Source organism: Streptomyces sp. NPDC007856, assembly GCF_042868225.1.
In the GTDB taxonomy this organism is placed as follows: Bacteria; Actinomycetota; Actinomycetes; order Streptomycetales; family Streptomycetaceae; genus Streptomyces.
In genome coordinates, this window is record NZ_JBIAEC010000007.1 from 307729 (window position 1) to 332262 (window position 24534).

The following is a 24534-nucleotide window of genomic DNA, read 5'->3' on the forward strand; positions in this document are numbered from 1 at the left end:
CCCGCGCGGCGGAGCCGGATATCTCATACAGCCCCGCTCCCCTTTGGGGCGCGTCTTCGCTCGTCGGTATGGACCAATCCAGCCAAGTCCCTTGACACCCGCATTGGTCCATACCAAATTCTTCAGCGCACCTCCGCACAGCCGTGCACTCCCGAACACCCCATCCCCACAGGGAGATCGCGTGCGCAATCCACTCGGACGTCACAGACGTCGGCTTCTCGCTCTCCTCGGTTCCGTCGCCCTCGCGGTCGGCGGGGCCATCGCCCTTCCGGGCACCGCTCAGGCGGCCAACATCCTCACCAACCCCGGCTTCGAGTCCGGCGGCCTGTCCCCCTGGACCTGCACCGGCAATCTCGGCTCGGTCGTCTCCTCCCCCGTGCACAGCGGCTCCAAGGCGCTGCAGGGCGCGGTGACCGACAGCGACGACGCGCAGTGCAGCCAGACGGTCGCCGTGCAGCCGAACACGACGTACACCCTCAGCGGCTGGGTACGCGGCAGCTATGTGTACCTGGGCGTGAACGGCGGCGCCTCGACCTGGACGACCTCGCCGACGGCGTACAGCCAGTTGAGCGTGTCCTTCACCACGGGTGCCTCGCAGACCAGCGCCACCATCTATGTCCACGGCTGGTACGCCCAGGGCACCTACTGGGCCGACGACATCGGTCTGGACGGCCCGGGCGGCGGGGGCGGCGGGGACACCCAGGCGCCGACCGCGCCGACGGGCCTGATCTCCACCGGCAAGACCTCGTCCAGCGTTTCGCTGTCGTGGAACGCCGCCACGGACAATGTGGGCGTAACGGGTTACGACATCTACCGTGGCCCGAACCAGGTGCTGACCGTCTCCGGCACATCCGCCACGGTCAGCGGGCTGTCGACCAGCACCTCGTACACCTTCACGGTCAAGGCGCACGACGCGGCCGGGAACGTCTCGGCCGCCTCCAACGCCGTCTCCGTGACCACGGACGCGGGCAGCGGCGGCGGCACCGGGTTCACTCAGGCCGCGCCGTATCTGTACGAGGGCTGGGGCGATCCGCCGAGCCCGGCGACGGTGATGAGCGCGACCGGGATCAAGTGGTTCACGATGGCGTTCGTGCTGGACTCCGGCGGCTGCACCCCGGCCTGGGACGGCAGCCGGCCGCTCACCGGTGGCGCCGACCAGAGCGCGATCAACGCCGTCCGGTCCGCCGGCGGTGACATCGTGCCGTCCTTCGGCGGCTGGCAGGGCAGCAAGCTCGGCGCCAACTGCTCCTCCGCGGCCACGCTCGCGGGAGCCATCCAGAAGGTGATCGACGCCTACGGCCTGAAGGCCGTCGACATGGACATCGAGAACACGGACGAGTTCGAGAACGAGGCCGTGCAGGCGAAGATCCTCACCGCGCTGAAGACGGTCAAGGCGAACAACCCCGGCCTGAAGACCATCGTCACCTTCGGCACCTCGACCACGGGCCCGACCTACTACGGCAACCGGCTGATCGAGCAGGCGCAGTCGCTCGGCGCGAACATCGACGTGTTCACCATCATGCCGTTCGACTTCGGCGGCGGCTCGGACATGTACGGCAACACCGTGAACGCGGCGGAAGGGCTGAAGGCCAAGCTCAAGTCGACGTTCGGGTGGGACGACGCCACCGCGTACTCCCACATCGGCATCTCCGGCATGAACGGCCTGTCCGACCAGCAGGAGAACACGACCACGGCGATCTGGACCCAGATCAGGGACTGGGCCAACAGCCACCACATCGCCCGCCTCGCGTTCTGGTCGGTCAACCGTGACCGGCCGTGCCCGGGCGGCGGGGTGGTGAGCAACTGCTCCGGCATCAGCCAGAACGACTGGCAGTTCACCTCGATCACGGCCGGTTTCACCGGCTGACGGCGACCGGAAGGAGGGCTGGCGCCCGGGCCTCCGCGGCGGGAAGAATCTTGTCCCGCTGCGGGGGCCTCCCCGTGGTTCGGCATGACGGAAATCGGGGGCGGCACAGGCGTGAAGAAGAGGATCGCGGCCGCCTGGTGTCTGTTGCTCCTCCTCGCGCTCGGCCTCGCCGCCTGCGGGGTGCCCGGGGAGAGCAACAAGGGTCCCGAGTCCGTGGGGCAGCGCCCCGGTCAGGCGGACTTGCAGTCCTCGATCGTCGACGACCGCAAGCACCTCTTCGACGGTTCCCTCGCTTACGACCCCTCCGTCTCGGTGTCCGTCGGCGACAGCCTCACCTACGACGTCCGCCTCACCGCGCGGGGCGAGAAGTCCTCGCACGGCACCGCGCAGGCCGCGCTGGTGACCCGGTCGTTCCAGGTGGGCGGGGTGGAGGAGGCCGCTCTGTCGGCCGGCGACTCGGACGTGCGGGTGGTGTCGCTGACCCCCGACGTCAAGCAGGTCATCGCACAGCCCGGGGACCTCGCGGAGTGGCAGTGGAGTGTGTCCGCCGGCGAGCCGGGCGACCACGACCTCGCCCTCACCGTCACCACCTTCCAGGGTGACTCGGATCGTGCCCTGGACACCCTAGCCCCGCCGATCAGCGTCCACCTGAGCGTGCGCGACACCTGGTCGCACCGATTCGCCTCGATGCAGGACGGGTTGTACACGGCGGCGGGCATCGCGGGCGCCCTGGCCGGCGTCTACGCGCTCCGGGCTCCCCTGACCGAGCTCGTACGAGGACGGCGGGAGGCCCGGCAGCAGCCCAGCGAGGACCGGGACGACGGCTACCTGTGAGTGACCGTCGGAATCGGGCCGCCCCGTCGGGAGGCAGTCGGGGTCGTATGCCCATCGGTCAGGCCCTCCGCAGCCGGAGCGTCAGGATCTGGAAGGGGCGGAGGGAAACGGAGACTCCGCCGTCCGTCGACTCCGCGTCTTCCAGCGGACGTTCGAGCAGGTCGGTCACCTGGGCGCCCGCGAGGGGGAAGCCGGTGCGTACGACACCCGTCGCGCGGCCGCCGCGGGACTCGTAGAGGCGGACGACGACGTCGCCGCTCTCGTCGTCGGCCAGCTTCACGGCCTCGACGGTCACGCCCTCGCCGTCCACCGAGACGACCGGCTGCGGCTCGCCCGCCGAATCGGCCACGCGGAGGGGGAGGTTGAGGGCGTACCCCTCGGCCACGGCGTCCGCGATGCTGGCGCCGGGCAGGAGCGAGTAGGTGAGGCGGTGGCGGCCCTGGTCGGCACCCGGGTCCGGGATGCGCGGGGCGCGCACCAGACTGAGGCTGACCCTGGTCGTCGTACCGCCGTCCTCGCGGACGGTGCGGGAGACGTCGTGGCCGTACGTCGAGTCGTTGATGAGCGCGACGCCGTAGCCGGGCTCGCCGAGGTGCACCCAGCGGTGGCCGCAGACCTCGAAACGGGCCGCCTCCCAGCTGGTGTTGGTGTGCGTGGGCCGCTGGATGTGGCCGAACTGGATCTCGGCGGAGGAGTGCGGGGCACGGATGTCGAACGGGAAGCCGGCCTTGAGGAACTTCTCCGCCTCGTGCCAGTCGATGTCCGTCTCGAAGTCGATCCGGGGGCTGCCGGCGCGGAGGGTGATCGTCTGGGTGATCCGCGAGCCCTTGCCGAAGGAGCGGGTGACGCGGATCGAGCCGCGCAGCGGGTCCTGGCCGACGACCTCGATCTGCGAGGCCTCCAGCAGGTCCGTGTAGCGGTTCTTGTAGTGCTTGTCGACGTCCCAGGCGTCCCAGTAGTTCGGGAGGTCCGTGTGCAGGCGCAGCAGGTTGCCCTGACCGGCGAGGACTTCGCGGTCGGCGCGCAGGTCGACCACGGAGGGCAGGGTGCCGTCCTCGGCGACCACCACGCGGACCAGGCCGTTGTCGAGGACCCTTTCGTCGACCGTCACCGGGTGCGGGGGCTCGGCTTCCGTCAGGGGCGCACTGCCGCTCGCGGGCACCTGCACGTACGCCGACGCGCCCGCCGCCGTGCGGATCACCTCGGCACGGTCGAACGGGCTGGTGTTGAAGACCCGGGTCGAGCCGGCGCCCAGCGCGGCCACCGCCTCGGCCGTCAGCTCCTCCAACTCCTGTGCGACGCGGGCGTACTCGGCCTCCGCCTCGCGGTGCACCCAGGCGATGGATGAGCCCGGCAGGATGTCGTGGAACTGGTGCAGCAGCACCGTCTTCCACAGCCGGTCCAGCTTGTCGTACGGGTAGGCGTAGCCCGGCGCGTGCAGCGCGGCGGTCGTCGCCCACAACTCGGCCTCGCGCAGTTTGTGTTCGCTGCGGCGGTTGCCCTGTTTGGTGCGGGCCTGGGAGGTGTACGTGGCGCGGTGCAGCTCCAGGTAGAGCTCGCCGACCCAGACCGGGGCGTCCGGGTACTCCTCGCGGGCCTTGGCGAAGAACGCATCGGGGTGTTCGACGACGACCTTGGGCGAACCTTCCAGGTCGGCGAGCCTGCGCGCCCGTTCCATGATCTCGCGGGTGGGGCCGCCACCGCCGTCGCCCCAGCCGAAGGGAGCGAGAGACCTCGAAGCCGCGCCCTTCTCGGCGTAGTTGCGGACCGCCCGGGCCATCTCCGCGCCGCTGAAGCGGGCGTTGTAGGTGTCGACGGGCGGGAAGTGGGTGAAGATGCGGGTGCCGTCGATGCCCTCCCACCAGAAGGTGTGGTGGGGGAAGGTGTTGGTCTGGTTCCAGGAGATCTTCTGGGTGAGGAACCACTCGTTGCCGGCGAGCTTGGCGAGCTGCGGGTAGGCGGCGTTGTAGCCGAAGGAGTCCGGCAGCCAGACGCCCTTGGTCTCGATACCGAAGTGCTCGATGAAGAACCGCTTGCCGTGGATGAGCTGGCGGGCGATGGCCTCCCCGCCGGGCAGGTTGCCGTCGGACTCGACCCACATGCCGCCGACCGGCGCCCACTGTCCCTTCTTCACGGACTCCTTGATGCGGGCCCAGACGTGCGGGTGGTTGTCGCGCACCCACTCGTACTGCTGGGCCTGCGAGCAGGCGAAGACGAACTCCTCGTACTCGTCGGCCAGGGACGTCACGTTCGAGAACGTCCGGGACGTCTTGCGCTTGGTCTCGCGGATGGGCCACAGCCACGCCGAGTCGATGTGCGCGTGGCCGACGCCGGAGATGACGTGGGCACTGGCGTGGGCGGGCTTGGACAGGACCGGGCGCAGGGCCTCGCGCACGGCGGCGGCGGAGCCGGAGATGTCGTCGAGGTCCAGCAGGTCCAGGGCGCGGTCCAGCGCGTGCGTGATCTCGTGCCGGCGCGGGTCGTGCTCGCCGAGTTCGACCATCAGTTCGCGCAGCACCTGGAGGTCGAGGTCGAGGTGCCAGACCTCCTCGTCGAGGACGGCGAGGTCGGCGCGCCGGAAGCTGTACAGCGGCTTGTGGCCGGCGGTCAGGACATCGCCCAGCGGGGTCGGCGCCGCGAAGTTGTCCGCGAGGATGTCGGGGTTGGAGGCCGCCTCGACCAGGTAGTCGATCTGCTCGCCGCCGGCCGCCGGGTTGGCGATCGGGACGTACTGGTTGAGCGGGTTGACCGCCTTCAGCGGGCGGCCGTCGGGCAGGTGGACCAGGGCCTCGGCCTGGTTGCCCGGCCAGTCGCCGATGAAGCCGAGGTCGATGACCGCCTCGACGCGCCGGCCCGCCCACGCGGCGGGGACCCGGCCGCTCACCCGGAACCAGGTCGTGCCCCAGGGCGGGCCCCACGGGGTGTCCATCGCGAAGGGCTCGTAGGGCGCGGACGCGGCCTCTTCGAAGGAGACCGGCTCGCCCGGCGCCTGCCAGGCCTCGACCGCCATCGGGATGGTGGCCGCGTAGATCGCGGGCTTGATGCGCTGGGTGTGGAGGCGCTCGGCGCGCTCCTCGATCCGGCGGCGTTCGTCGTGCATCAGGGGCCTCCAGGGAGGGAGGGGCGAGCGGGCTGGAAAGCGCTTACCGGTTGGTGATCAACCAAGGTACGCCAGACCGGGATGGACTGCGGTGTAGCCCTCGACCAGACGCCGGGCCACGTTCACGGAGTCGACCAGCGGATGCAGCGCGAACGCCTTCACGGCCGTCTGCCGGGAGCCGGACTCGGCGGCGGCGAGCACCTCACGCTCGACGGCCTTGACCGAGCAGACCAGTCCCGTGGCGTGATCGGGCAGCGGGGCGACGGCGACCGGATGGGCACCGCCCGCGTCGACCTGGCAGGGAACCTCGATCACGGCGTCGCCGTCGAGCACGGACAGCGTGTTCCCGTTGCGCACGTTGAGGATCAGCGTGGTCCGCTCGTCGCGGGCGACGGCCCGCATCAGGGCGAGCGCGACCTGCTCGTAGCCGCCGGACAGGTCCTCGGCCTCGCGCTCACCCGCGCCGGCGCTCTCCCGGTTCTCGGCCATGTAGGTGGCCTCGCGCTCGGCGCGCGTGCGGTCCCACACCTGCAGCGCGGACCGGTCCGGGTGCAGTGCCTCCGTGTAGAACCGGGCCTGCTGGTCGCGCAGGAAGGCACCCCGGGTCTGCCCCGCCTGCTGGTAGGCGCGTACGGCTTCCCGGTTGAAGTAGTAGTAGTGCAGGTACTCGTTGGGGATCGCGCCGAGCGACTGCAGCCAGTCGACGCCGAACAGCCTGCCCTCCTCGAAGGAGCCGAGCCGGGCGGGGTCGGCGAGCAGGCGCGGCAGTTCGTCGTGTCCTGCGACGCGCAGGCCGCGCACCCAGCCGAGGTGGTTGAGGCCGACGTAGTCGACGAAGGCCTCCTTCGGGTCGGCGCCGAGGACGCGGGCGATTCGGCGGCCGAGACCGACGGGCGAGTCGCAGATGCCGATGACACGGTCGCCGAGGTACCGGGACATCGCCTCGGTGACCAGGCCGGCCGGATTGGTGAAGTTGATGACCCATGCGTCCGGGGCGAGGCGGGCCACGCGCCGGGCGATGTCGACGGCGACGGGCACGGTCCGCAGGCCGTAGGCGATGCCGCCCGCGCCGACGGTCTCCTGGCCGAGCACGCCCTCGGCGAGCGCCACCCGCTCGTCGTCCGCCCGGCCCTGAAGGCCGCCGACGCGGATCGCGGAGAAGACGAAGTCCGCGCCGGCGAGCGCCTCGTCGAGGTCGGTGGTCGCGGTCACCCGGGGCGCGTCGGGGACGCCGGCGGCCTGTTCGTCCAGTACCCGGCGTACTGCGTGCAACCGGCGCTCGTCCAGGTCGTGCAGGACGACCTCGGTGACCCGCTCCTCGGCGTGGTCGGTCAGCAGTGCACCGTGGACGAGCGGCACCCGGAACCCGCCGCCGCCCAGAATCGTCAGCTTCACGTCTGCGTCCTTCCCCGAACTTGCGCCACGACCACCTCGGCCCCGGCCCCTGGTGGGCGGACCGGGCGGTGGCCGGGTCCACCGGCATCCCATCATTTCCGGGCGCGCGGACCACTGGGCGGCCACCGAGTCCACGCCGGGCCTTCAGGACGGCTTCATCCGGGGGTCCTGGGACCACGGAATCCTCGGCGCGTGAGCGAGGGAAGACCGGCCGGGCACGCGGCTGCCGGGCACTACGACAACGGTGTCACCCCACCCGGCTGCCGCCGGGCGTACGGCGGCGACCACGAGAGCCCCGGCACCGCGGACGGGGTGGACGAGGCCGAAGGGGCCGAAGTGGTGGTCTTCCCCGGCCGCGGCGACCGCATTCCGCTACCGGACCCGCACCATCGTCGGGAGCTCGTGGCACCGGTCCGGATCCGGTGCTACCGGCACGAGGGGATCGTCGTCGCCAACCACCGGCGCTTCCCGGGTCTTGCCGGGCTGACGGCGACCTGGGAACTGGCGCCCGCCGACGGCCCCACCCTGACCGCTCCGGCCCCGTTGCCCGATCTGCGGCCCGGCGAGACCGCGGCCGTACCGCTGCCCTTCACCCTGCCGAAGGGCGGCGGTGAGGCGTGGCTGACGCTGCGGGTGGTGACGGCCGAGGACGAGCCGTCGGCGCCGCGTGGCACCGAGGTGTGCGCGCCACGCATCCGGCTGCGGGCGGTGCCGACGGCTCGTCCTCGTACGGAGGGTCCGGCCGGTGCCCCGCGAGCCCTTCGTTCCGTGGCCACCTGACCCTACCCCCTCGTCCACCCCTGTCCCCCCCTCATCCGCCCCCTCGTTCCCCCTGCCCTCCCGTCCCGTCACCCTCCCGGAGCACCCATGTGTACGTCGCACGACCACAACCAGGGCGAGGCCGTGCAGGCCGGTGCCGGAAGACGTGGTTTTCTCAGGGCCACCGCGCTGCTCGGCGCCGCCGCCGCGGCCGGGGTCGCCGTCCCGGCCGGCGCCGAGGCGGCCGAGCGGAGCGGCTGGCGGCCGGACTCGGACAGCCGCCGGTTCACGCTCGCGGTGATGCCCGACACCCAGTACCTGTTCGACGGCCCGAGCATCTACCCGGCGCCCCTCGAAGCCTCGTTGCGCTATCTCCTGGAGCACGGCAAGGACGACAACATCGTCTTCCTGAGCCACCTCGGGGACCTGACCCAGAACGGTGCCGCGGACGAGTTCGCCGTGATCGGGGAGGCGTTCGGGGTCCTCGACCGTCGGGGGGTCGGCTACAGCGTGCTGGCCGGCAACCACGACATCAGGTCGTCGACGGACGACCAGCGCGGCTCCACGCCGTACCTGGACGCCTTCGGGCCGCAGCGCTTCCGGGACAAGCCGACGTTCGGGGGCGCTTCACCGGACGGCTACAACACCTTCCACTTGTTCCGGGCCGCCGGCCGCGAGTGGATGGTGCTCGCGCTGGACTGGCGGCTGTCGGCGCAGGGAAACGCCTGGGCGAAGGAGGTGCTCGCCCGGCACCCGAGCACGCCGGTCGTGCTCACCACGCATGAACTGGTCGTCGCTGACGAGCAGTTGTCGGCGTACGGGCAGCAGCTGTGGGACCAGCTGATCGAGGACCACGACCAGATCTTTCTGACCCTGAACGGCCACTACTGGCCCGCGGGCCGCGCGACCCGCAAGAACGCGGCCGGCAACGAGGTGCATCTGCACCTCACCAACTACCAGAACCGCTACTTCGGCGGCGCGGCGATGATCCGCCTCTACCACTTCGACCTGGGCCGCAACGTCATCGACGTGGAGACGGTCTCGCCGTGGATCCTCGGCCGGGCGAAGCAGGGGCTCAACGAGCTGGAGCGGCAGGAGATCGAGCTCAGCGGCGACGCGGACCGCTTCTCGGTCGAGATCGACTTCGCCGCCCGCTTCTCCGGCTTCGACCCGGTGCCGGCCCGCCCGGCCCGGCCGGTGTCGAGGATGCTGATACCGGGCACGGTCGCCTACTGGCGCTTCGAGTCGCCCGTTACCGGCACCGTCCGCGACCTGTCCGGCCGGGGCAACGACCTCACCGTGGTCTCGGTGGGCGGCGGCACACTGGGCTGGTCGGCGGACCACCACCCCGACCAGCCCGGCCACGGCAGCCTGGAGTTCCAGGGGTACAAGTCGCCGCTGAAGGGCGCGTATCTGCGCACCGTCGACTCCGCGCCGCTCAACTCGGCCACTTTCGAGAACGGTTACACGATCGAGGCCTTCTACTGGCTGCCCGCCGACTGGGACACCTCGCACAACGCCTGGTCCGGGCTGGTGAGCCGCACCGGCCGCAACGGCTCGGTGGGCACGGTCACGGACGACCCGGACGAACCGCTGGCCACGCTGTCCCTGTCCGACGGCCCTGGCCCGCAGTGGGCGGTCCACCCGCTCAACCAGCGGCAGCTGGCCACCAACTGGGGCGACGAGACCGCCCGGGAGACCTGGTGGCACCTGGCCGTGGTCAACGACGGTCAGCACACGATCATGTACGTCCAGGGCTGCCCGGTGGCGCGCAACCCGCACGCCCCGGCGATCGGCATCGCCTCGTCCGGGCGCCCCTGGCTGCTCGGCGGCTACGAGTACGCGGACAGGATCGACCAGATCCTGCACGGACGCCTCGGCGACGTCCGGATCGTCTCCCGGGCGCTGCCCGTCACCTCCTTCATGACGCGCTGACCCCGCCGGAGGACCTGTGACCGGCGTGACCGAGCAGCCGCTGCCCGCCTGGGCCGACGGCGTCGGCTACGATCCGGGCCACGACGTACGGCGACAGGGTGGGGTGTCCGTGAGCGAGCGGTCCGCGGCCGACCGGCTGCTGGCCGTGCTCGCCGCGTTCGACCACGAGCACCCCGCCCTGTCCCTGACGGACATCGGCCGCCGGGCCGGGCTCAGCCTGACCACCGCGCACCGGCTGGCGGGCGCCCTGACCGCGTGGGGCGCACTGGAGCGCGACGCGTCCGGGGTCTACCACGTGGGGCTGCGGCTGTGGGAGGTGGCCGCGCTCGCGCCGCGCGGCCTGGGCCTCAGGCAGCTGGCGCTGCCGTACCTGGAGGACCTGTACGAAGCGACGCACGAGAACGTGCAGTTGGCCGTGCGGGACGGCGCGGAGGTCGTCTACATCGAGTGGCTGTCGGGCCGTTCGGCGGTGGGCGTGCACATCCGGGTCGGCGCGCGCTGGCCGCTGCACGCCACCGGCGTCGGGCTCGCCCTCCTCGCCCACGCGGACCCGGACGTGCAGGAGGAGTACTGCGCCGGGCCGCTGGCCGCCTTCACGCCGTACACCATCAACGATCCGGTGCGGCTGCGCCGTACGCTCGCCGAAGTGCGACGCTCAGGCGTGGCGGTGAGTGAGCGTCAGGTGACGGAGGACGCGCTGTCGGTGGCGGCGGCGGTGTGCGGGCCGGGCGGGGAGGTGGTGGCGGCCGTGTCGGTGGTGGTGCCCCGGGCGGGCGCCCAGGTGCCGGCCCTGGCTCCTGCGGTACGGCTGGCGGCCCGGGGGATCTCACGGGCGCTGGGCTGGCGGCCGGGGCGGCGCGAGCGGTGACCCGGCAGGCGCTGCTCGGCGAACCGGTACGCGGTGGGGAAGCAGCGCTCGAAGAACGCCGCTCTGCCGATGTGGTCGTCCCGGCCTGTCTCCTCACGGGAATCAGCGCGGTCTGAGCCGGTACGGGCGGCTTCACCCCCTGAACTCCCCTGCGTACCAACGACTTTCCTTGCTTCACATCTTGACGACCGCAGGGGTGGGGAGCACATTGGCGACACCTTGAGAGCGCTCTCAGGCTTCAGTATGGGAGCGCTCTCACGACACCTCGCACACTCCCCGTACCTACCGAGAGGCCCCCATGAGCGATTCCTCCGGCATACCCAGACCCCGCCCCCTGCGGCGTGCGCTGGTCGCAGCCGTCGCCACGCTCGGCCTGGCGGTGGCGGTCGCCACGGCCGCCACCGCCCCCGCCGGCGCCACCGCCCCCAGCCCGCCCTCCGGCTGGACCCAGGTCTTCGCGGACGACTTCAACGGCGCGGCGGGCTCCGGTGTCAACACGGCCAACTGGCAGTACGACACCGGGACTTCGTACCCGGGCGGTGCCGCGAACTGGGGCACCGGCGAGGTCGAGACGATGACCTCCAGCGCGAACAACGTGGCACTGGACGGCAACGGCGACCTGCTCATCACCCCGCGCCGCGACGCCTCCGGCAACTGGACCTCCGGCCGGATCGAGACCACCCGGACCGACTTCCAGCCCCCGGCCGGCGGCAAGCTGCGCGTGGAGGCCCGCATCCAGATGCCCAATGTGACCGGGGACGCGGCCGCAGGCTACTGGCCCGCCTTCTGGATGCTGGGCGCGCCCTACCGCGGCAACTACCAGAACTGGCCGAGCGTCGGCGAGCTGGACGTCATGGAGAACGTCCAGGGCCTGAACAAGACCTGGGCCACCATGCACTGCGGCACCAACCCGGGCGGCCCCTGCAACGAGACCACGGGCCTCGGCAACTCGACGGCGTGCCCCAACACCACCTGCCAGTCGGGCTTCCACACCTACACCATGGAGTGGGACCGCTCGGTGAGCCCGGAGGCGATCCGCTTCTACGTCGACGGCGTCAACTACCAGACGGTCACGGCGAACCAGATGGACGCGACCACCTGGGCCAACGCCACGAACCACGGCTTCTTCGTCATCCTGAACGTGGCGATGGGCGGCGGCTTCCCCGGGGCCTTCGGCGGCGGCCCGACCGGCGCCACGGAGCCGGGCCACCCGATGGTCGTCGACTACGTGCAGGTCCTGCAGTCCTCGGGCAGCGGCGGCGGCACCACTCCCCCGCCGCCCGGCAACCGCGACGCCTACAGCGCCGTCCAGGCCGAGTCCTACGACAGCCAGTCCGGCATCAGCACCGAGACCACGACCGACACCGGCGGCGGCCAGGACATCGGCTGGATCGCGAACGGCGACTGGGCGCTGTACAAGGGCGTGAACTTCGGCTCCACGGCGGCCACCCAGTTCTACGCCCGGGTGGCGAGCGGCGCGGCCGACGGCGTCAGCGGACTGGTCGAGGTGCGCCTGGACAGCCGCGGCAATCCGCCCATCGGCAGCTTCGCCGTCGGCAACACCGGGGGCTGGCAGACGTGGAGGACGGTTCCGGCCAACATCAGCTCGGTGACCGGAACGCACGATGTCTATCTGACCTTCACCAGCGGCCAGCCGTCCGACTTCGTCAACGTCAACTGGTTCGACTTCGGGCACTGATCAGCCGACGACAGGGGGTTGGCCCGCATCCATGGGTCAACCCCCGCCTCGTCATGTAGGGGGGCGGTCAGCTCGCGGACGACTCGTGCGTCACCGCAGTTCCGCCCGGAACGCGACCGGCGTCTGCCCGGTGTGCAGATGGAAGAACTTGGTGAAGTTCGCCGCGTCGGGGAAGCCCACGGCCGCCCCGACGCGGCCGATCGGCAGGTCGGTGTGGGCGAGGAGGCGCTTGGCCTCCAGGACGACGCGTTTGTCGATGAAGCCCTTGGGCGTCTCACCGGTGGCGGCGCGGACGGCGCGGACCAGGGTGCGGCGGGAGTAGCCGAGGGCGTCGGCGTAGGCACTGACGCTGTGATTGGTGGCGAAGCCCTGCTCCACGGCGTCCCGGAAGCGGGTGAAGGTGCTGTCCGTGTGCTGCCGGTCGGCCTCGGCGGAGCTGGCCGCGAGGTGCGCGAGGCGCAGCAGGAACGCGGTGAGGGTGTGGCGGAGGACGGCCGTGTGCAGGCTCAGCGGGAGCGTCGCGGTGTCCTCGTACTCGCGGCGCAGCTGGTCGAGGGACGCCTGGAGCGCGGCGAGCCGGTCCGGGTCCGGGTGCAGCAGCGGCGGCAGGTCGTAGCGGTACAGGCCGGTGGACTCGACGATGGCGCGCGGCAGGAAGCCGGGCTGCATGGTCAGGACGGTTCCGCGGTACACGGCGTCGCGGGAGAGGCGGTGGACCTGTCCGGGGCGGATCCACAGCAGGTCGCCGGCGCCGGCCTCGTACTCGGCGAAGTCGATCATGTGCCGTACGGGGCCGGCGGTGAACAGCATGATGACGTGGAAGTCGATGCGGTGGACGCGGTGCAGGGGGGCGTCGGCGTGCCAGGTGCGGTCGGTGCCCATGGGGCCGACCTGCATGCCGACGCCGCCCACGGCCAGTTCGGCCGGGAAAGGGAAAGTTCTGATGCCGTCGCCGTCGGCTTGGGATCTTCTGTCAGCCATGTCCTTTTCGTGCCGTCCCTGTCGCGCGATCACTGTCCCAGATTCACCACAGGCTGACACACCCCGACCTTTCCTCGAAAAAGTCATACTTTTAAGTTTGAACGCGTCAGGTCAGCAATCCCGCACTGAACGAGGACTTCTTGAAGATGACCACGCAGACTTCCGACGGCTTCGAGTGGACCGACCTCGACCGGCGTGCGGTGGACACCGCCCGTCTGCTGGCGGCCGATGCGGTGCAGAAGGTGGGGAACGGGCACCCGGGCACGGCGATGAGCCTGGCACCTGCCGCGTACACGATCTTTCAGAAGGTGATGCGTCACGATCCCGCCGACCCCGAGTGGACCGGCCGGGATCGTTTCGTCCTGTCCCCCGGGCACACCTCGCTGACCCTGTACACCCAGCTGTTCCTCTCCGGGTACGAGCTGGAGCTGGACGACCTGAAGGCGTTCCGCACGCACGGCTCCAAGACCCCCGGTCACCCCGAGTACGGCCACACCGCCGGCGTCGAGACCACCACCGGCCCGCTCGGCCAGGGCGTCGCCAACGCGGTCGGCATGGCGATGGCGGCCCGCTACGAGCGCGGCCTGTTCGACGCGGACGCCCCCGCGGGCACCTCCCCCTTCGACCACACCATCTGGGCGATCGTCTCCGACGGCGACCTGGAGGAGGGCGTCTCCGCCGAGGCATCCTCGTTCGCCGGCCACCAGAAGCTCGGCAACCTGGTCTTCCTCTACGACGACAACCACATCTCCATCGAGGGCGACACCGCGACCGCCTTCTCCGAGGACGTGCTGGGGCGGTACGAGGCCTACGGCTGGCACACCCAGCGCGTCGCGCCCACCGCCGACGGCGACATCGACGTTCCCGCCCTGTACGCGGCGCTGAAGGCCGCGCAGGCCGAGACCGAGCGGCCCTCGATCATCGCGATGCGCACGATCATCGCCTGGCCCGCCCCGACCGCGCAGAACACCGAGGCCTCCCACGGCTCCGCGCTCGGCGAGGAGGAGATCGCCGCCACCAAGCGCGTGCTCGGCTTCGACCCGGAGCAGACCTTCCAGGTCGAGGACGAGGTCCTGAAGCACACCCGGCGGGCCCTGGACCGCGGCGCCGAGGCGCACGCGGCCTGGGACAAGCGGATCGCCGAGTGGCGTGCGGCCCAGCCGGAGCGGGCGGCCCTCTTCGACCGGATCGCCAAGGGCGAGCTGCCCGACGGCTGGGAGCAGAGCATCCCGGTCTTCGAGGAGGGCAAGTCCGTCGCCACCCGCGCCGCCTCCGGCAAGGTGCTGCAGGCGCTCGGCCCGGTGATCCCCGAGCTGTGGGGCGGCTCCGCCGACCTCGCCGGCTCCAACAACACCACCATCGACAAGACCAGCTCCTTCCTGCCGAAGGGCAACCCGCTGCCCGAGGCCGACCCGTACGGCCGTACCGTCCACTTCGGCATCCGCGAGTTCTCCATGGCCGCGGAAATGAACGGCATCGCCCTGCACGGCAACACCCGGATCTACGGCGGCACCTTCCTGGTGTTCTCCGACTACATGCGCAACGCCGTGCGCATGTCGGCGCTGATGCAGCTGCCGGTGACGTACGTGTGGACGCACGACTCCATCGGCCTCGGCGAGGACGGCCCCACCCACCAGCCGGTCGAGCACCTGGCCTCGCTGCGCGCCATCCCGGGCCTGAACGTCGTCCGCCCGGCCGACGCCAACGAGACCGCGGTGGCCTGGGCCGAGATCCTGAAGAGGCACGCCGTGAACCCCGCCCCGCACGGGCTCGCGCTCACCCGCCAGGGCGTGCCGGTGTACGCGCCGAACGAGGACGCGGCCAAGGGCGGCTATGTGCTGCGCGAGTCCTCGACGCAGGTCCCGGAGGTGATCATCATCGCGACGGGCTCCGAGGTGCAGCTGGCCGTGACCGCGCGTGAGCAGCTGGAGGCCGAGGGCATCGGCACGCGCGTGGTGTCGATGCCGTCCGTGGAGTGGTTCGAGGAGCAGCCGCGCGCCTACCGCGAGCGGGTGCTGCCGCCGGCCGTCAAGGCCCGGGTCGCCGTGGAGGCCGGGATCGGTCTGACCTGGTACCGGTACGTGGGCGACGCGGGACGGATCGTCTCCCTCGAGCACTTCGGCGCCTCCGCGGACGCGAAGACCCTGTTCACCGAGTTCGGCTTCACCCCTGAGAACGTCGCCGCGGCGGCCCGCGAGTCGCTCGCCGCCGCGCGCGCCTGACACCGACGCCCGATACGACCCGAAAGAAGAATGATCACTGTGACCGAAGCAATCGCGACCCCGGGAGCCCTCAAGCGCCTCGCCGAGGAGGGCGTGTCGATCTGGCTCGACGACCTGTCGCGGAAGCGGATCACCTCGGGCAGCCTCGCCGAGCTGGTGGCGAGCGGCAGCGCCGTCGGTGTCACGACGAACCCCTCGATCTTCCAGGCCGCCATCGGCTCCGGCGAGGGCTACGAGGAGCAGCTCACCGACCTCGCCGTACGCGGTGTGACGGTGGACGAGGCGGTGCGGATGATGACGACCGCCGACGTGCGCGACGCCGCCGACATCCTGCGTGACGTGTACGACGCCTCCGGCGGCCGGGACGGCCGGGTCTCCATCGAGGTCGACCCGCGCCTGGCGCACGACACGGCGGCGACCGTCGCCGAGGCCAAGCAGCTCTTCTGGCTGGTCGACCGCCCCAACGTGATGATCAAGATCCCGGCGACCAGGGCGGGCCTGCCGGCCATCACCGAGGTCATCGGGCTCGGCATCAGCGTCAACGTGACGCTGATCTTCTCCCTTGAGCGCTACCGCGAGGTCATGGCCGCCTATCTGGCCGGCCTGGAGAAGGCCCGCGAGCGCGGCATCGAGCTGGCCACGATCCACTCGGTGGCGTCCTTCTTCGTCTCCCGTGTGGACACCGAGATCGACAAGCGGCTGACCGCCCTCGGCACCGACGACGCCCTCGCCCTCAAGGGACGCGCGGCCCTGGCCAACGCCCGGCTGGCCTACGAGGCGTACGAGGAGGTCTTCGCCTCCGCCCGCTGGGTCGCGCTCGCCGGGGACAGGGCCAACAGGCAGCGTCCGCTGTGGGCCTCCACGGGTGTGAAGGACCCCGCCTACAAGGACACCCTGTACGTGGACGAGCTGGTCGCGCCGGGCACGGTCAACACCATGCCGGAGGCCACCTTGAACGCCGTCGCCGGCCACGGCGAGATCACCGGCGACACGGTGACCGGCGGCTACGCACAGGCCCACGCCGACCTGGCCGCCGTGGAGCGGCTCGGCATCTCCTACGACGAGGTCGTCCAGCAGCTGGAGGACGAGGGCGTCGCCAAGTTCGAGGCGGCCTGGCAGGAACTGCTGGACGCCGTGGCGACGTCCCTGAACAGCAAGGGAGTTGACGCCCGATGACCGAGAAAGCCCCCGCCGCCGAGGCGCCCGCAGCGCAGGCGCCCGCACCCGAGGCGGTGCAGGTCCCGGTGGCTCCGGCCGCCGACTGGGAGAACCCGCTGCGGGACGCCCGCGACCGCCGGCTCCCCCGCATCGCCGGCCCGTCCGGGCTGGTCATCTTCGGGGTGACCGGTGACCTGTCCCGCAAGAAGCTGATGCCGGCCGTGTACGACCTCGCCAACCGCGGTCTGCTGCCGCCGGGCTTCTCACTCGTCGGGTTCGCCCGCCGGGAGTGGGAGGACCAGGACTTCGCGCAGCTCGTGCACGACGCCGTGAAGGAGCACGCCCGCACCCCGTTCCGCGAGGAGGTGTGGCAGCAGCTCGCCGAGGGCATGCGGTTCATCCCCGGCGACTTCGACGACGACACCGCCTTCAAGCAGCTGAAGGACGCCGTGGAGGAGCTGGACGCCTCCCGCGGCACCGGCGGCAACTTCGCGTTCTACCTCTCGGTGCCGCCGAAGTTCTTCCCGAAGGTCGTGCAGCAGCTGAAGAAGCACGGCCTGGCGAACCCGACCAAGGGTTCCTGGCGGCGCGCGGTCATCGAGAAGCCGTTCGGCCACGACCTGGCCAGCGCCCGCGAGCTGAACGCGATCGTGCACGATGTGTTCGAGCCGGACCAGGTGTTCCGCATCGACCACTACCTCGGCAAGGAGACCGTCCAGAACATCCTGGCGCTGCGCTTCGCCAACCAGATGTACGAGCCGATCTGGAACCGCAGCTACGTCGACCACGTGCAGATCACGATGGCCGAGGACATCGGCATCGGCGGCCGGGCCGGCTACTACGACGGCATCGGCGCCGCCCGTGACGTCATCCAGAACCACCTGCTGCAGCTGATGGCGCTGACCGCCATGGAGGAGCCGATCGCGTTCGACGCGGAGGCGCTGCTCACCGAGAAGCTGAAGGTGCTGAAGTCGGTGCGGCTGCCCGAGGACCTCGGCGGGCACACCGTGCGGGCACAGTACGCGGGCGGCTGGCAGGGCGGCGAGAAGGTCGTCGGCTACCTCGAGGAGGAGGGCATCGACCCGCAGTCGAAGACCGACACCTTCGCCGCGATCAAGCTGGGCATCGACAACCGCCGCTGGGCGGGCGTCCCCTTCTACCTGCGCACCGGCAAGCGGCTGGGCCGCCGGGTCACCGAGATCGCGGTGGTCTTCAAGCGGGCCCCGCACTCCCCCTTCGACTCCACCGCCACCGAGGAGCTCGGGCAGAACGCGATCGTCATCCGCGTCCAGCCCGACGAGGGCATGACCGTGCGGTTCGGCTCCAAGGTGCCGGGCACCTCGATGGAGATCCGGGACGTGTCGATGGACTTCGCCTACGGCGAGTCGTTCACCGAGTCCAGCCCGGAGGCGTACGAGCGGCTCATCCTGGACGTGCTGCTCGGCGACGCGAATTTGTTCCCCCGTCACCAGGAAGTGGAAGAGTCCTGGAAGATCCTCGACCCGATCGAGGAGTACTGGGCGGCACACGGGCGGCCGGCGCAGTACGCGTCGGGCAGCTGGGGACCGAGGGAAGCGGACGAGATGCTCGCACGAGACGGACGGAGCTGGCGCAGGCCATGAAGATCGACCTGACCGACACCACGGCAAGCAAGATCAACAAGGCGCTGGTGCAAGGCCGCCGCGCCATCGGCACCCCGGCCGTGGGCATGGTCCTGACGATGGTCATCGTCACGGACGAGGAGAACGCCTACGACTCGATCAAGGCCGCGGAGGACGCCTCGCACGAGCACCCCATGCGGACCCTGGTCGTCATCAAGCGGCATGTCCGCACCCTGCGCGACCGCACCCACTCGCGGCTGGACGCCGAGGTCCGGGTCGGCTCCGAGGCCGGCACCGGTGAGACGGTCGTGCTGCGCACCTACGGCGAGGTGTCCGACCACGCCGACTCGGTCGTGCTGCCGCTGCTGCTGCCGGACGCGCCCGTCGTCGTGTGGTGGCCGGTGGACGCCCCCGACGCCCCGTCCGAGGACCCGCTCGGTGCGCTCGCGCAGCGCCGGATCACCGACCTGTACGCGTTCGAGCGGCCGATGGAGGTCCTGGACACCCGCGCCCGCAACTACGCCCCCGGCGACACCGACCTCGCCTGGACCCGCCTCACCCTTTGGCGGTCGATGCTGGCCGCCGCCCTGGACCAGGCCCGCGCGCGGATCACGTCGGCGGCCGTCGAGGCGGAGGCCAACAACCCCAGCGCCGAGCTGCTGGCCCGCTGGCTGGAGGCCCGCCTACAGGTGTCCGTGGACCGCGTGGTCACCGCCGGACCGGTCGTCACCGCCGTACGGCTGGGCACCCAGAACGGCGAGATCCGCATCGACCGCCCCGAGGGCCCCCTCGCCACGCTGTCCCTGCCCGGCCAGCCGCCGCGCACCCTGGCCCTGAAGGTCCGCCCCACCTCCGAACTCATCGCCGAGGAACTGCGCCGCCTCGACGCCGACGAGATGTACGCCATCGCCCTCAAGGGCGAGGCCGCCAAGGAGAACGCCTGAGATGGCAGAGTCCGAGTTTCCGAAGCTCAGCAACCGGCCCGAGTGGACGGCCCTGGCCGACCACCGCGCCGAGGGGCAGCCGCACCTGCGCGAGCTGTTCGCGGCGGACCCCGGCCGCGCCGAGCGGTACGTCGTACGGGTCGGCGACCTGTACATCGACTACAGCAAGCACCTGATCACCGACGAGACCCTGGCCCTCCTCCAGGAACTCGCCACCGCCACCGGTGTGTTCACGCTGCGGGACGCCATGTTCCGCGGCGAGAAGATCAACGTCACCGAGAACCGGGCCGTCCTGCACACCGCGCTGCGCGCCCCGCGGGACGCGGCGATCGAGGTCGACGGCGAGAACGTCGTCCCGAAGGTGCACGCCGTCCTCGACAAGATGGCCGGCTTCGCCGCCAAGGTCCGCTCCGGCGAGTGGACCGGCCACACCGGCAGGCGCATCAGGAACGTCGTCAACATCGGCATCGGCGGCTCCGACCTCGGCCCGGCGATGGCGTACGAAGTGCTGCGCCCGTACACCGCACGGGAGTTGACGTTCCGGTTCGTCTCGAACGTCGACGGCGCCGACCTGCACGAGGCCACCCGAGACCTGGACCCGGCGGAGACCCTGTTCATCGTCGCGTCCAAGACGTTCACCACGATCGAGACGATCACCAACGCCACCTCGGCGCGCTCCTGGCTGCTGAACGCCTTCGACGGCGACGAGAAGGCCGTCGCCCGGCACTTCGTGGCGCTGTCCACGAACGCCGAGAAGGTCACCGAGTTCGGCATCGACCCGGACAACATGTTCGAGTTCTGGGACTGGGTCGGCGGCCGCTACTCGTACGACTCGGCGATCGGCCTGTCCCTGATGATCGCGATCGGACCCGACCGGTTCCGCGAGATGCTCGACGGCTTCCGGCTGGTCGACGACCATTTCCGCACCGCACCCGCCGAGGCCAACGCCCCGCTGATCCTGGGTCTGCTGGGCATCTGGTACGGCAACTTCTACGACGCCCAGTCGCACGCCGTCCTGCCGTACAGCCACTACCTGTCGAAGTTCACCGCCTACCTCCAGCAGCTGGACATGGAGTCCAACGGCAAGTCGGTGCAGCGGGACGGCCGGCCGGTGGAGTGGCAGACCGGGCCGGTGGTGTGGGGCACGCCGGGCACCAACGGGCAGCACGCCTACTACCAGTTGATCCACCAGGGCACCAAGCTGATCCCGGCGGACTTCATCGGCTTCGCCCGGCCGGTCGACGAGCTGAGCGGTGAACTCAAGGCCCAGCACGACCTGTTGATGGCCAACTTCTTCGCCCAGACCCAGGCGCTGGCCTTCGGCAAGAGTGCCGAGGAGGTCCGCGCGGAGGGCGTGCCGGACGAGCAGGTCACGCACCGCACCTTCCGCGGCGACCACCCCACCACCACGATCCTCGCAGGCTCGCTGACCCCGTCCGTGCTCGGCCAGCTGATCGCCCTCTACGAGCACAAGGTGTTCGTGCAGGGCGCGGTGTGGAACATCGACTCCTTCGACCAGTGGGGCGTGGAGCTGGGCAAGGTCCTCGCCAAGCGCGTCGAGCCCGCCCTCACCGAGGGCGCCGACGTCCCCGGTCTCGACCCGTCCACCAAGGCCCTCGTCGCCGCCTACCGCACGCTCAAGAACGCATCGGAAGTGAACTGATATGCAGCTCGGTCTCATCGGTCTCGGCAAGATGGGTGGCAACATGCGCCAGCGGATCCGCCGCGCCGGCCACACCGTCATCGGCTACGACCGCAATCCCGAGGTCTCCGACGTCAAGTCCCTCGCCGAACTGGTCGAGAAGCTGGACGCGCCCCGCCATGTGTGGGTGATGGTCCCGGCCGGCACCGCCACGCAGACCGTCATCGACGAGCTCGGCGACCTGCTGGAGCCCGGCGACACGGTGATCGACGGCGGCAACTCCCGCTGGACGGACGACGAGAAGCACGCCGCCGCCCTCGGCATCAAGGGCATCGGCTTCGTCGACGCCGGTGTCTCCGGCGGTGTGTGGGGCCTGGAGAACGGCTACGCGCTCATGGTCGGCGGCGACAAGCAGCACGTGGAGCCGCTGGAGCCGATCTTCGAGGCGCTCAAGCCGGAGGGCCCGTACGGCTATGTCCACGCGGGCCGGGTCGGCGCCGGGCACTTCTCCAAGATGGTCCACAACGGCATCGAGTACGCCATGATGCAGGCCTACGCCGAGGGCTGGGAGCTGCTGGAGAAGGTGCACTCGGTGGAGAACGTGCGCGAGGTCTTCCGCTCCTGGCAGGAGGGCACCGTCATCCGTTCCTGGCTGCTGGACCTCGCGGTCAACGCCCTGGACGAGGACGAGCACCTGGAGAAGCTGCGCGGCTACGCGGAGGACTCCGGCGAGGGCCGCTGGACCGTCGAGGCGGCCATCGACAACGCCGTACCGCTGCCCGCGATCACCGCCTCCCTGTTCGCCCGGTTCGCCTCCCGGCAGGACGACTCGCCGCAGATGAAGATGATCGCGGCGCTGCGCAACCAGTTCGGCGGCCACGCGGTCGAGAAGAAGGACTGACCGCCGTGGGGGACCTCCTGCTGGTCCGCCACGGTGAGACGGAGTGGAGCCGGTCGGGACAGCACACCAGCTGGACCGACCTGCCCCTGACCGAGGACGGCGAGCGACAGGCCAAGTCCCTCGCCCCGCTCCTCACCGGCCGGACCTACGCCCTGGCGCTCGCCAGCCCGCTGGACCGCGCGCTGCGCACCGCCGAACTCGCGGGCCTGACCGGGGTCGTGCCCGACCCCGGTCTGCACGAGTGGGACTACGGCGGCTACGAGGGTGTCACCACCGTCGACATCCACCGGACGCGCCCCGACTGGGACCTGTGGACCGACGGTGTGCCGCCGGGCCCCGAGGGGCACCCGGGCGAGTCGCCCGAGCAGGTCGGCGCACGCGCCGACCGGGTGCTGGCCCGGCTGTCCCCGGCCCTGGCGGAGGGGGACGTGGTCCTCGTCGCCCACGCCCACTTCCTGCGGGTGCTCACCGCCCGCCGGCTGGGCCTGCCGCCCGCCGAGGGCCGGCTGTTCCAGCTGGCCACCGGCACGGTCAGCCGGCTGTCCACCGAGCACGGGCGGCCCGTGATCGCCGAGTGGAACAGACGGCCGTAACGGCTCTTCGTCCGCACGTCCCGTCGTCCGCGGCCCGGTTCACCTCTGGTGGGCCGGGCCGCAGTCGTAGAGGAGATGCGTCGCGTCCAGGGAGCCGTACGCGGCGGCCGGGACGTGGGTGCAGTGCCCCACGGTCCATCGCTCCAGCCGGCCGACGAGGGTGCTCGGCCGGTGCCGGCGGGCGGCCCTGGCGTCGCTGCCGGGCAGCAGGAGGTAACGCAGCCGGCCGGAGTCGATCAGCTGGTGGAAGCGGGCGGCCGAGGGGGACGGGACCCTTCCGGTGAAGCCGCCCATCGGCAGGATGCGCGCGTTGGCCGAGATGACATAGGGCGCGGCCGCCCACCAGCCGGGGACTGCGGCCAGGTACTCGGCGCCGGCCCGGTGCGCGGTGAGGTAGGCCAGCAGCTGCCGCTGGGCGGGGGTGAGCTTCGCGAGCGGGTTGCCCTGCCGGTGGTTGGTGGGGCCGACGCGGGCGAGGGAACCGGGCTGGTTGTAGCGCAACGACATCGCCGACGCCGACCAGGCGGCGGGCACGAGCAGGGCCGCGGCCAGGCCCAGGGCCAGGCCGGAGCTGACGGCACGCGGACGGCGGCGCAGCGCCGTCAGCACCAGCGCGACGACGGCGAGGGCGGTCGCGGTCGGAGCCGACCACGGGAGGAAGTGCGGGTACCACAGGGTCAGCGCCACGCACCAGGCGGCGTTCCCGGCCAGCGCCGCCGGCAGCACCCAGGCCCGTCGGCCGCCCCGCAGTCCCGCCCGCCAGGCCCGTACGACACCGGCGGCGGAGAACGCGGCGAGGGGCACCGCGACCACCCCCATGTAGTAGGTGTGCCCGGTCACGCTGCCGAAGCTGAAGACGAGGAAGAACGTGGCCAGCCAGACCCCCCACAGCACCTGGCCCGCGAGCACGCGGTCGGTACGGGGCGCACGTCGCCGCCACAGGGCCAGCGCGCCGCCCACGAGTCCGAGTGCCGCCAGCGGGTAGAGCCAGCCCGTCTGGGTGGCGAGCCCGGGGCTGAACATCTTCCAGACGCTGTCGCCCATGCCGGGGCCCGTCCCGGCCGCCCGCAGACTCGCATTGGGCGCGACACTGCCGGTGCTGGCCGCGTCGATGCCGACCCCGTGGAAGCGGGTCAGGAAGTTGTAGCCGACGACCAGGCCGAAGGGCGAGTTGTCGGTGGTGCCGTCGAGCCACGGGCGGTCGGAGCTCGGGGTGAGGGCGGCCACCAGCATCCACGACAGCGACACGGCGAGCATCACCGCGGTGGCCGCAGCGAGGTCGCGCAGCCGGCGGCGCAGGCTCACCGGAGCGGCGACCAGGTAGAGGGCGGTGAGTGCGGGCAGCACCGCCCAGGCCTCCAGCATCTTGCACTGGAAGGCCACGCCGACCCAGAAGCCGGCCAGCAGCAGCGGGCCCATCCGGCCCCGCTCGGTCGCCCGCCAGGCGGCTTCGGCGGCCAGCATCAGCAACAGGACGAACGGCGCGTCCTCGGTGACGGAGCGTCCGAGGCCGACGATCACCGGTGTGAGGACGAGGAAGGCGGCCGCCAGCAGCCCGGCCGGCACGCCCGCCCAGCGGCGCACCAGCACGTGGAGCAGAACCACCGAGGCCACCCCTTCGAGCGCCTGCGGCAGTACCAGCGCCCACGGGTGGAAACCGAGAACCAGCGCCGACAGGGCCTGCGGCCACAGGAAGCCGGGCAGCTTGTCGATGGTGAGGGTGTTGCCCGGGTCGAAGGAGCCGTAGAAGAACGCGACCGGGTTGTCCGTCATGCTGCGCACCGCGGCGGCGTAGAAACCGTGGTACGAGCTGTGGTTCAGGCCCCACAGGGACAGCAGGGCGGCGAGCGCGGCTATGGCGAGCAGCGCGGGACGCTCGTACCGGCTGGCGCGCGGGCGGGGCGGAGCGACGGACGTCGGTCCGTCGTCACGGACCGCCGACTCGGTGGGGGTGCTCAGCATGGACGGCCTTTCAGGCTCCCGGAAACGGAGTGATCCGGGCGCAGCGCGCATACCGGATCTTGCGGAGTATCCG

16 protein-coding genes and 1 pseudogene are annotated in these 24534 nt (G+C 71.2%); 13 read left to right on the forward strand and 4 right to left on the reverse strand.

The features are described 5' to 3' along the window. The first annotated feature begins 181 nt into the window (after positions 1 to 181). On the forward strand, positions 182 to 1867 hold the full coding sequence (locus ACFYOH_RS19455) for a carbohydrate binding domain-containing protein (protein WP_388627043.1): 1686 nt from the start codon (positions 182 to 184) through the stop codon (positions 1865 to 1867). A gap of 84 nt (positions 1868 to 1951) precedes the next feature. Further along, positions 1952 to 2701: a hypothetical protein gene (locus tag ACFYOH_RS19460; RefSeq protein WP_388627045.1), complete on the forward strand. Its 750-nt coding sequence runs from the start codon at positions 1952 to 1954 to the stop codon at positions 2699 to 2701. A gap of 58 nt (positions 2702 to 2759) precedes the next feature. Here ACFYOH_RS19460 and ACFYOH_RS19465 read toward each other — a convergent pair whose 3' ends face one another. Both ACFYOH_RS19465 and ACFYOH_RS19470 read right to left on the reverse strand, forming a co-directional pair. Next, complete coding sequence (locus ACFYOH_RS19465; protein WP_388627047.1) at positions 2760 to 5801, reverse strand: alpha-mannosidase; 3042 nt, start codon at positions 5799 to 5801, stop codon at positions 2760 to 2762. Positions 5802 to 5858: 57 nt separating this feature from the next. Then, on the reverse strand, positions 5859 to 7196 hold the full coding sequence (locus ACFYOH_RS19470; protein WP_388627048.1) for a 6-phospho-beta-glucosidase: 1338 nt from the start codon (positions 7194 to 7196) through the stop codon (positions 5859 to 5861). Positions 7197 to 7302: 106 nt separating this feature from the next. On the opposite strand from ACFYOH_RS19470, the pseudogene ACFYOH_RS19475 reads away from it, so the two are divergent. From ACFYOH_RS19475 to ACFYOH_RS19490, 4 genes and pseudogenes are all read left to right on the forward strand, one after another. After that, positions 7303 to 7916, forward strand: a pseudogene (locus ACFYOH_RS19475) (beta-galactosidase domain 4-containing protein); the annotation flags it as partial. Positions 7917 to 8063: 147 nt separating this feature from the next. Continuing rightward, entirely contained in the window at positions 8064 to 9890 is a 1827-nt protein-coding gene (locus tag ACFYOH_RS19480) for a LamG-like jellyroll fold domain-containing protein (RefSeq protein WP_388627050.1), read from the forward strand. 109 nt (positions 9891 to 9999) lie between these two features. Next, on the forward strand, positions 10000 to 10758 hold the full coding sequence (locus ACFYOH_RS19485; RefSeq protein WP_388627212.1) for an IclR family transcriptional regulator: 759 nt from the start codon (positions 10000 to 10002) through the stop codon (positions 10756 to 10758). A gap of 298 nt (positions 10759 to 11056) precedes the next feature. Next, the gene (locus ACFYOH_RS19490) at positions 11057 to 12457 is read left to right on the forward strand and encodes a glycoside hydrolase family 16 protein (protein ID WP_388627052.1); all 1401 of its coding nucleotides are present in this window, start codon (positions 11057 to 11059) and stop codon (positions 12455 to 12457) included. 90 nt (positions 12458 to 12547) lie between these two features. On the opposite strand, the gene ACFYOH_RS19495 is transcribed toward ACFYOH_RS19490, so the two are convergent. Next, positions 12548 to 13438 carry a helix-turn-helix domain-containing protein gene (locus tag ACFYOH_RS19495; protein WP_388627053.1) on the reverse strand — a complete coding sequence of 297 codons (891 nt, stop codon included), beginning with the start codon at positions 13436 to 13438 and terminating at the stop codon, positions 12548 to 12550. A gap of 146 nt (positions 13439 to 13584) precedes the next feature. Between ACFYOH_RS19495 and tkt the strand changes: the two genes are divergently transcribed. From tkt to ACFYOH_RS19530, 7 genes are read left to right on the forward strand one after another with little or no spacing between them, the layout of a single operon-like run. Next, positions 13585 to 15660: a transketolase gene (gene tkt / locus ACFYOH_RS19500; protein ID WP_388627055.1), complete on the forward strand. Its 2076-nt coding sequence runs from the start codon at positions 13585 to 13587 to the stop codon at positions 15658 to 15660. Between the two features lie 30 nt (positions 15661 to 15690). Then, complete coding sequence (gene tal, locus ACFYOH_RS19505) at positions 15691 to 16836, forward strand: transaldolase (protein WP_388627057.1); 1146 nt, start codon at positions 15691 to 15693, stop codon at positions 16834 to 16836. Then, positions 16833 to 18440: a glucose-6-phosphate dehydrogenase gene (gene zwf, locus ACFYOH_RS19510; RefSeq protein WP_388627058.1), complete on the forward strand. Its 1608-nt coding sequence runs from the start codon at positions 16833 to 16835 to the stop codon at positions 18438 to 18440. The genes tal and zwf overlap by 4 nt, the downstream gene beginning before the upstream one ends. Next, complete coding sequence (gene opcA, locus ACFYOH_RS19515; protein WP_388627060.1) at positions 18437 to 19363, forward strand: glucose-6-phosphate dehydrogenase assembly protein OpcA; 927 nt, start codon at positions 18437 to 18439, stop codon at positions 19361 to 19363. The genes zwf and opcA overlap by 4 nt, the downstream gene beginning before the upstream one ends. A gap of 1 nt (position 19364) precedes the next feature. Next, the gene (gene pgi / locus ACFYOH_RS19520) at positions 19365 to 21026 is read left to right on the forward strand and encodes a glucose-6-phosphate isomerase (RefSeq protein WP_388627061.1); all 1662 of its coding nucleotides are present in this window, start codon (positions 19365 to 19367) and stop codon (positions 21024 to 21026) included. A gap of 1 nt (position 21027) precedes the next feature. Further along, the gene (gene gnd / locus ACFYOH_RS19525) at positions 21028 to 21906 is read left to right on the forward strand and encodes a phosphogluconate dehydrogenase (NAD(+)-dependent, decarboxylating) (RefSeq protein WP_388627063.1); all 879 of its coding nucleotides are present in this window, start codon (positions 21028 to 21030) and stop codon (positions 21904 to 21906) included. A 5-nt stretch (positions 21907 to 21911) separates the two neighbouring features. Beyond that, positions 21912 to 22499 carry a histidine phosphatase family protein gene (locus ACFYOH_RS19530; protein WP_388627064.1) on the forward strand — a complete coding sequence of 196 codons (588 nt, stop codon included), beginning with the start codon at positions 21912 to 21914 and terminating at the stop codon, positions 22497 to 22499. 39 nt (positions 22500 to 22538) lie between these two features. Here ACFYOH_RS19530 and ACFYOH_RS19535 read toward each other — a convergent pair whose 3' ends face one another. Then, positions 22539 to 24461, reverse strand: coding sequence for a glycosyltransferase family 39 protein (locus ACFYOH_RS19535; protein WP_388627066.1), 1923 nt, complete (start codon positions 24459 to 24461; stop codon positions 22539 to 22541). Positions 24462 to 24534: the final 73 nt, after the last annotated feature.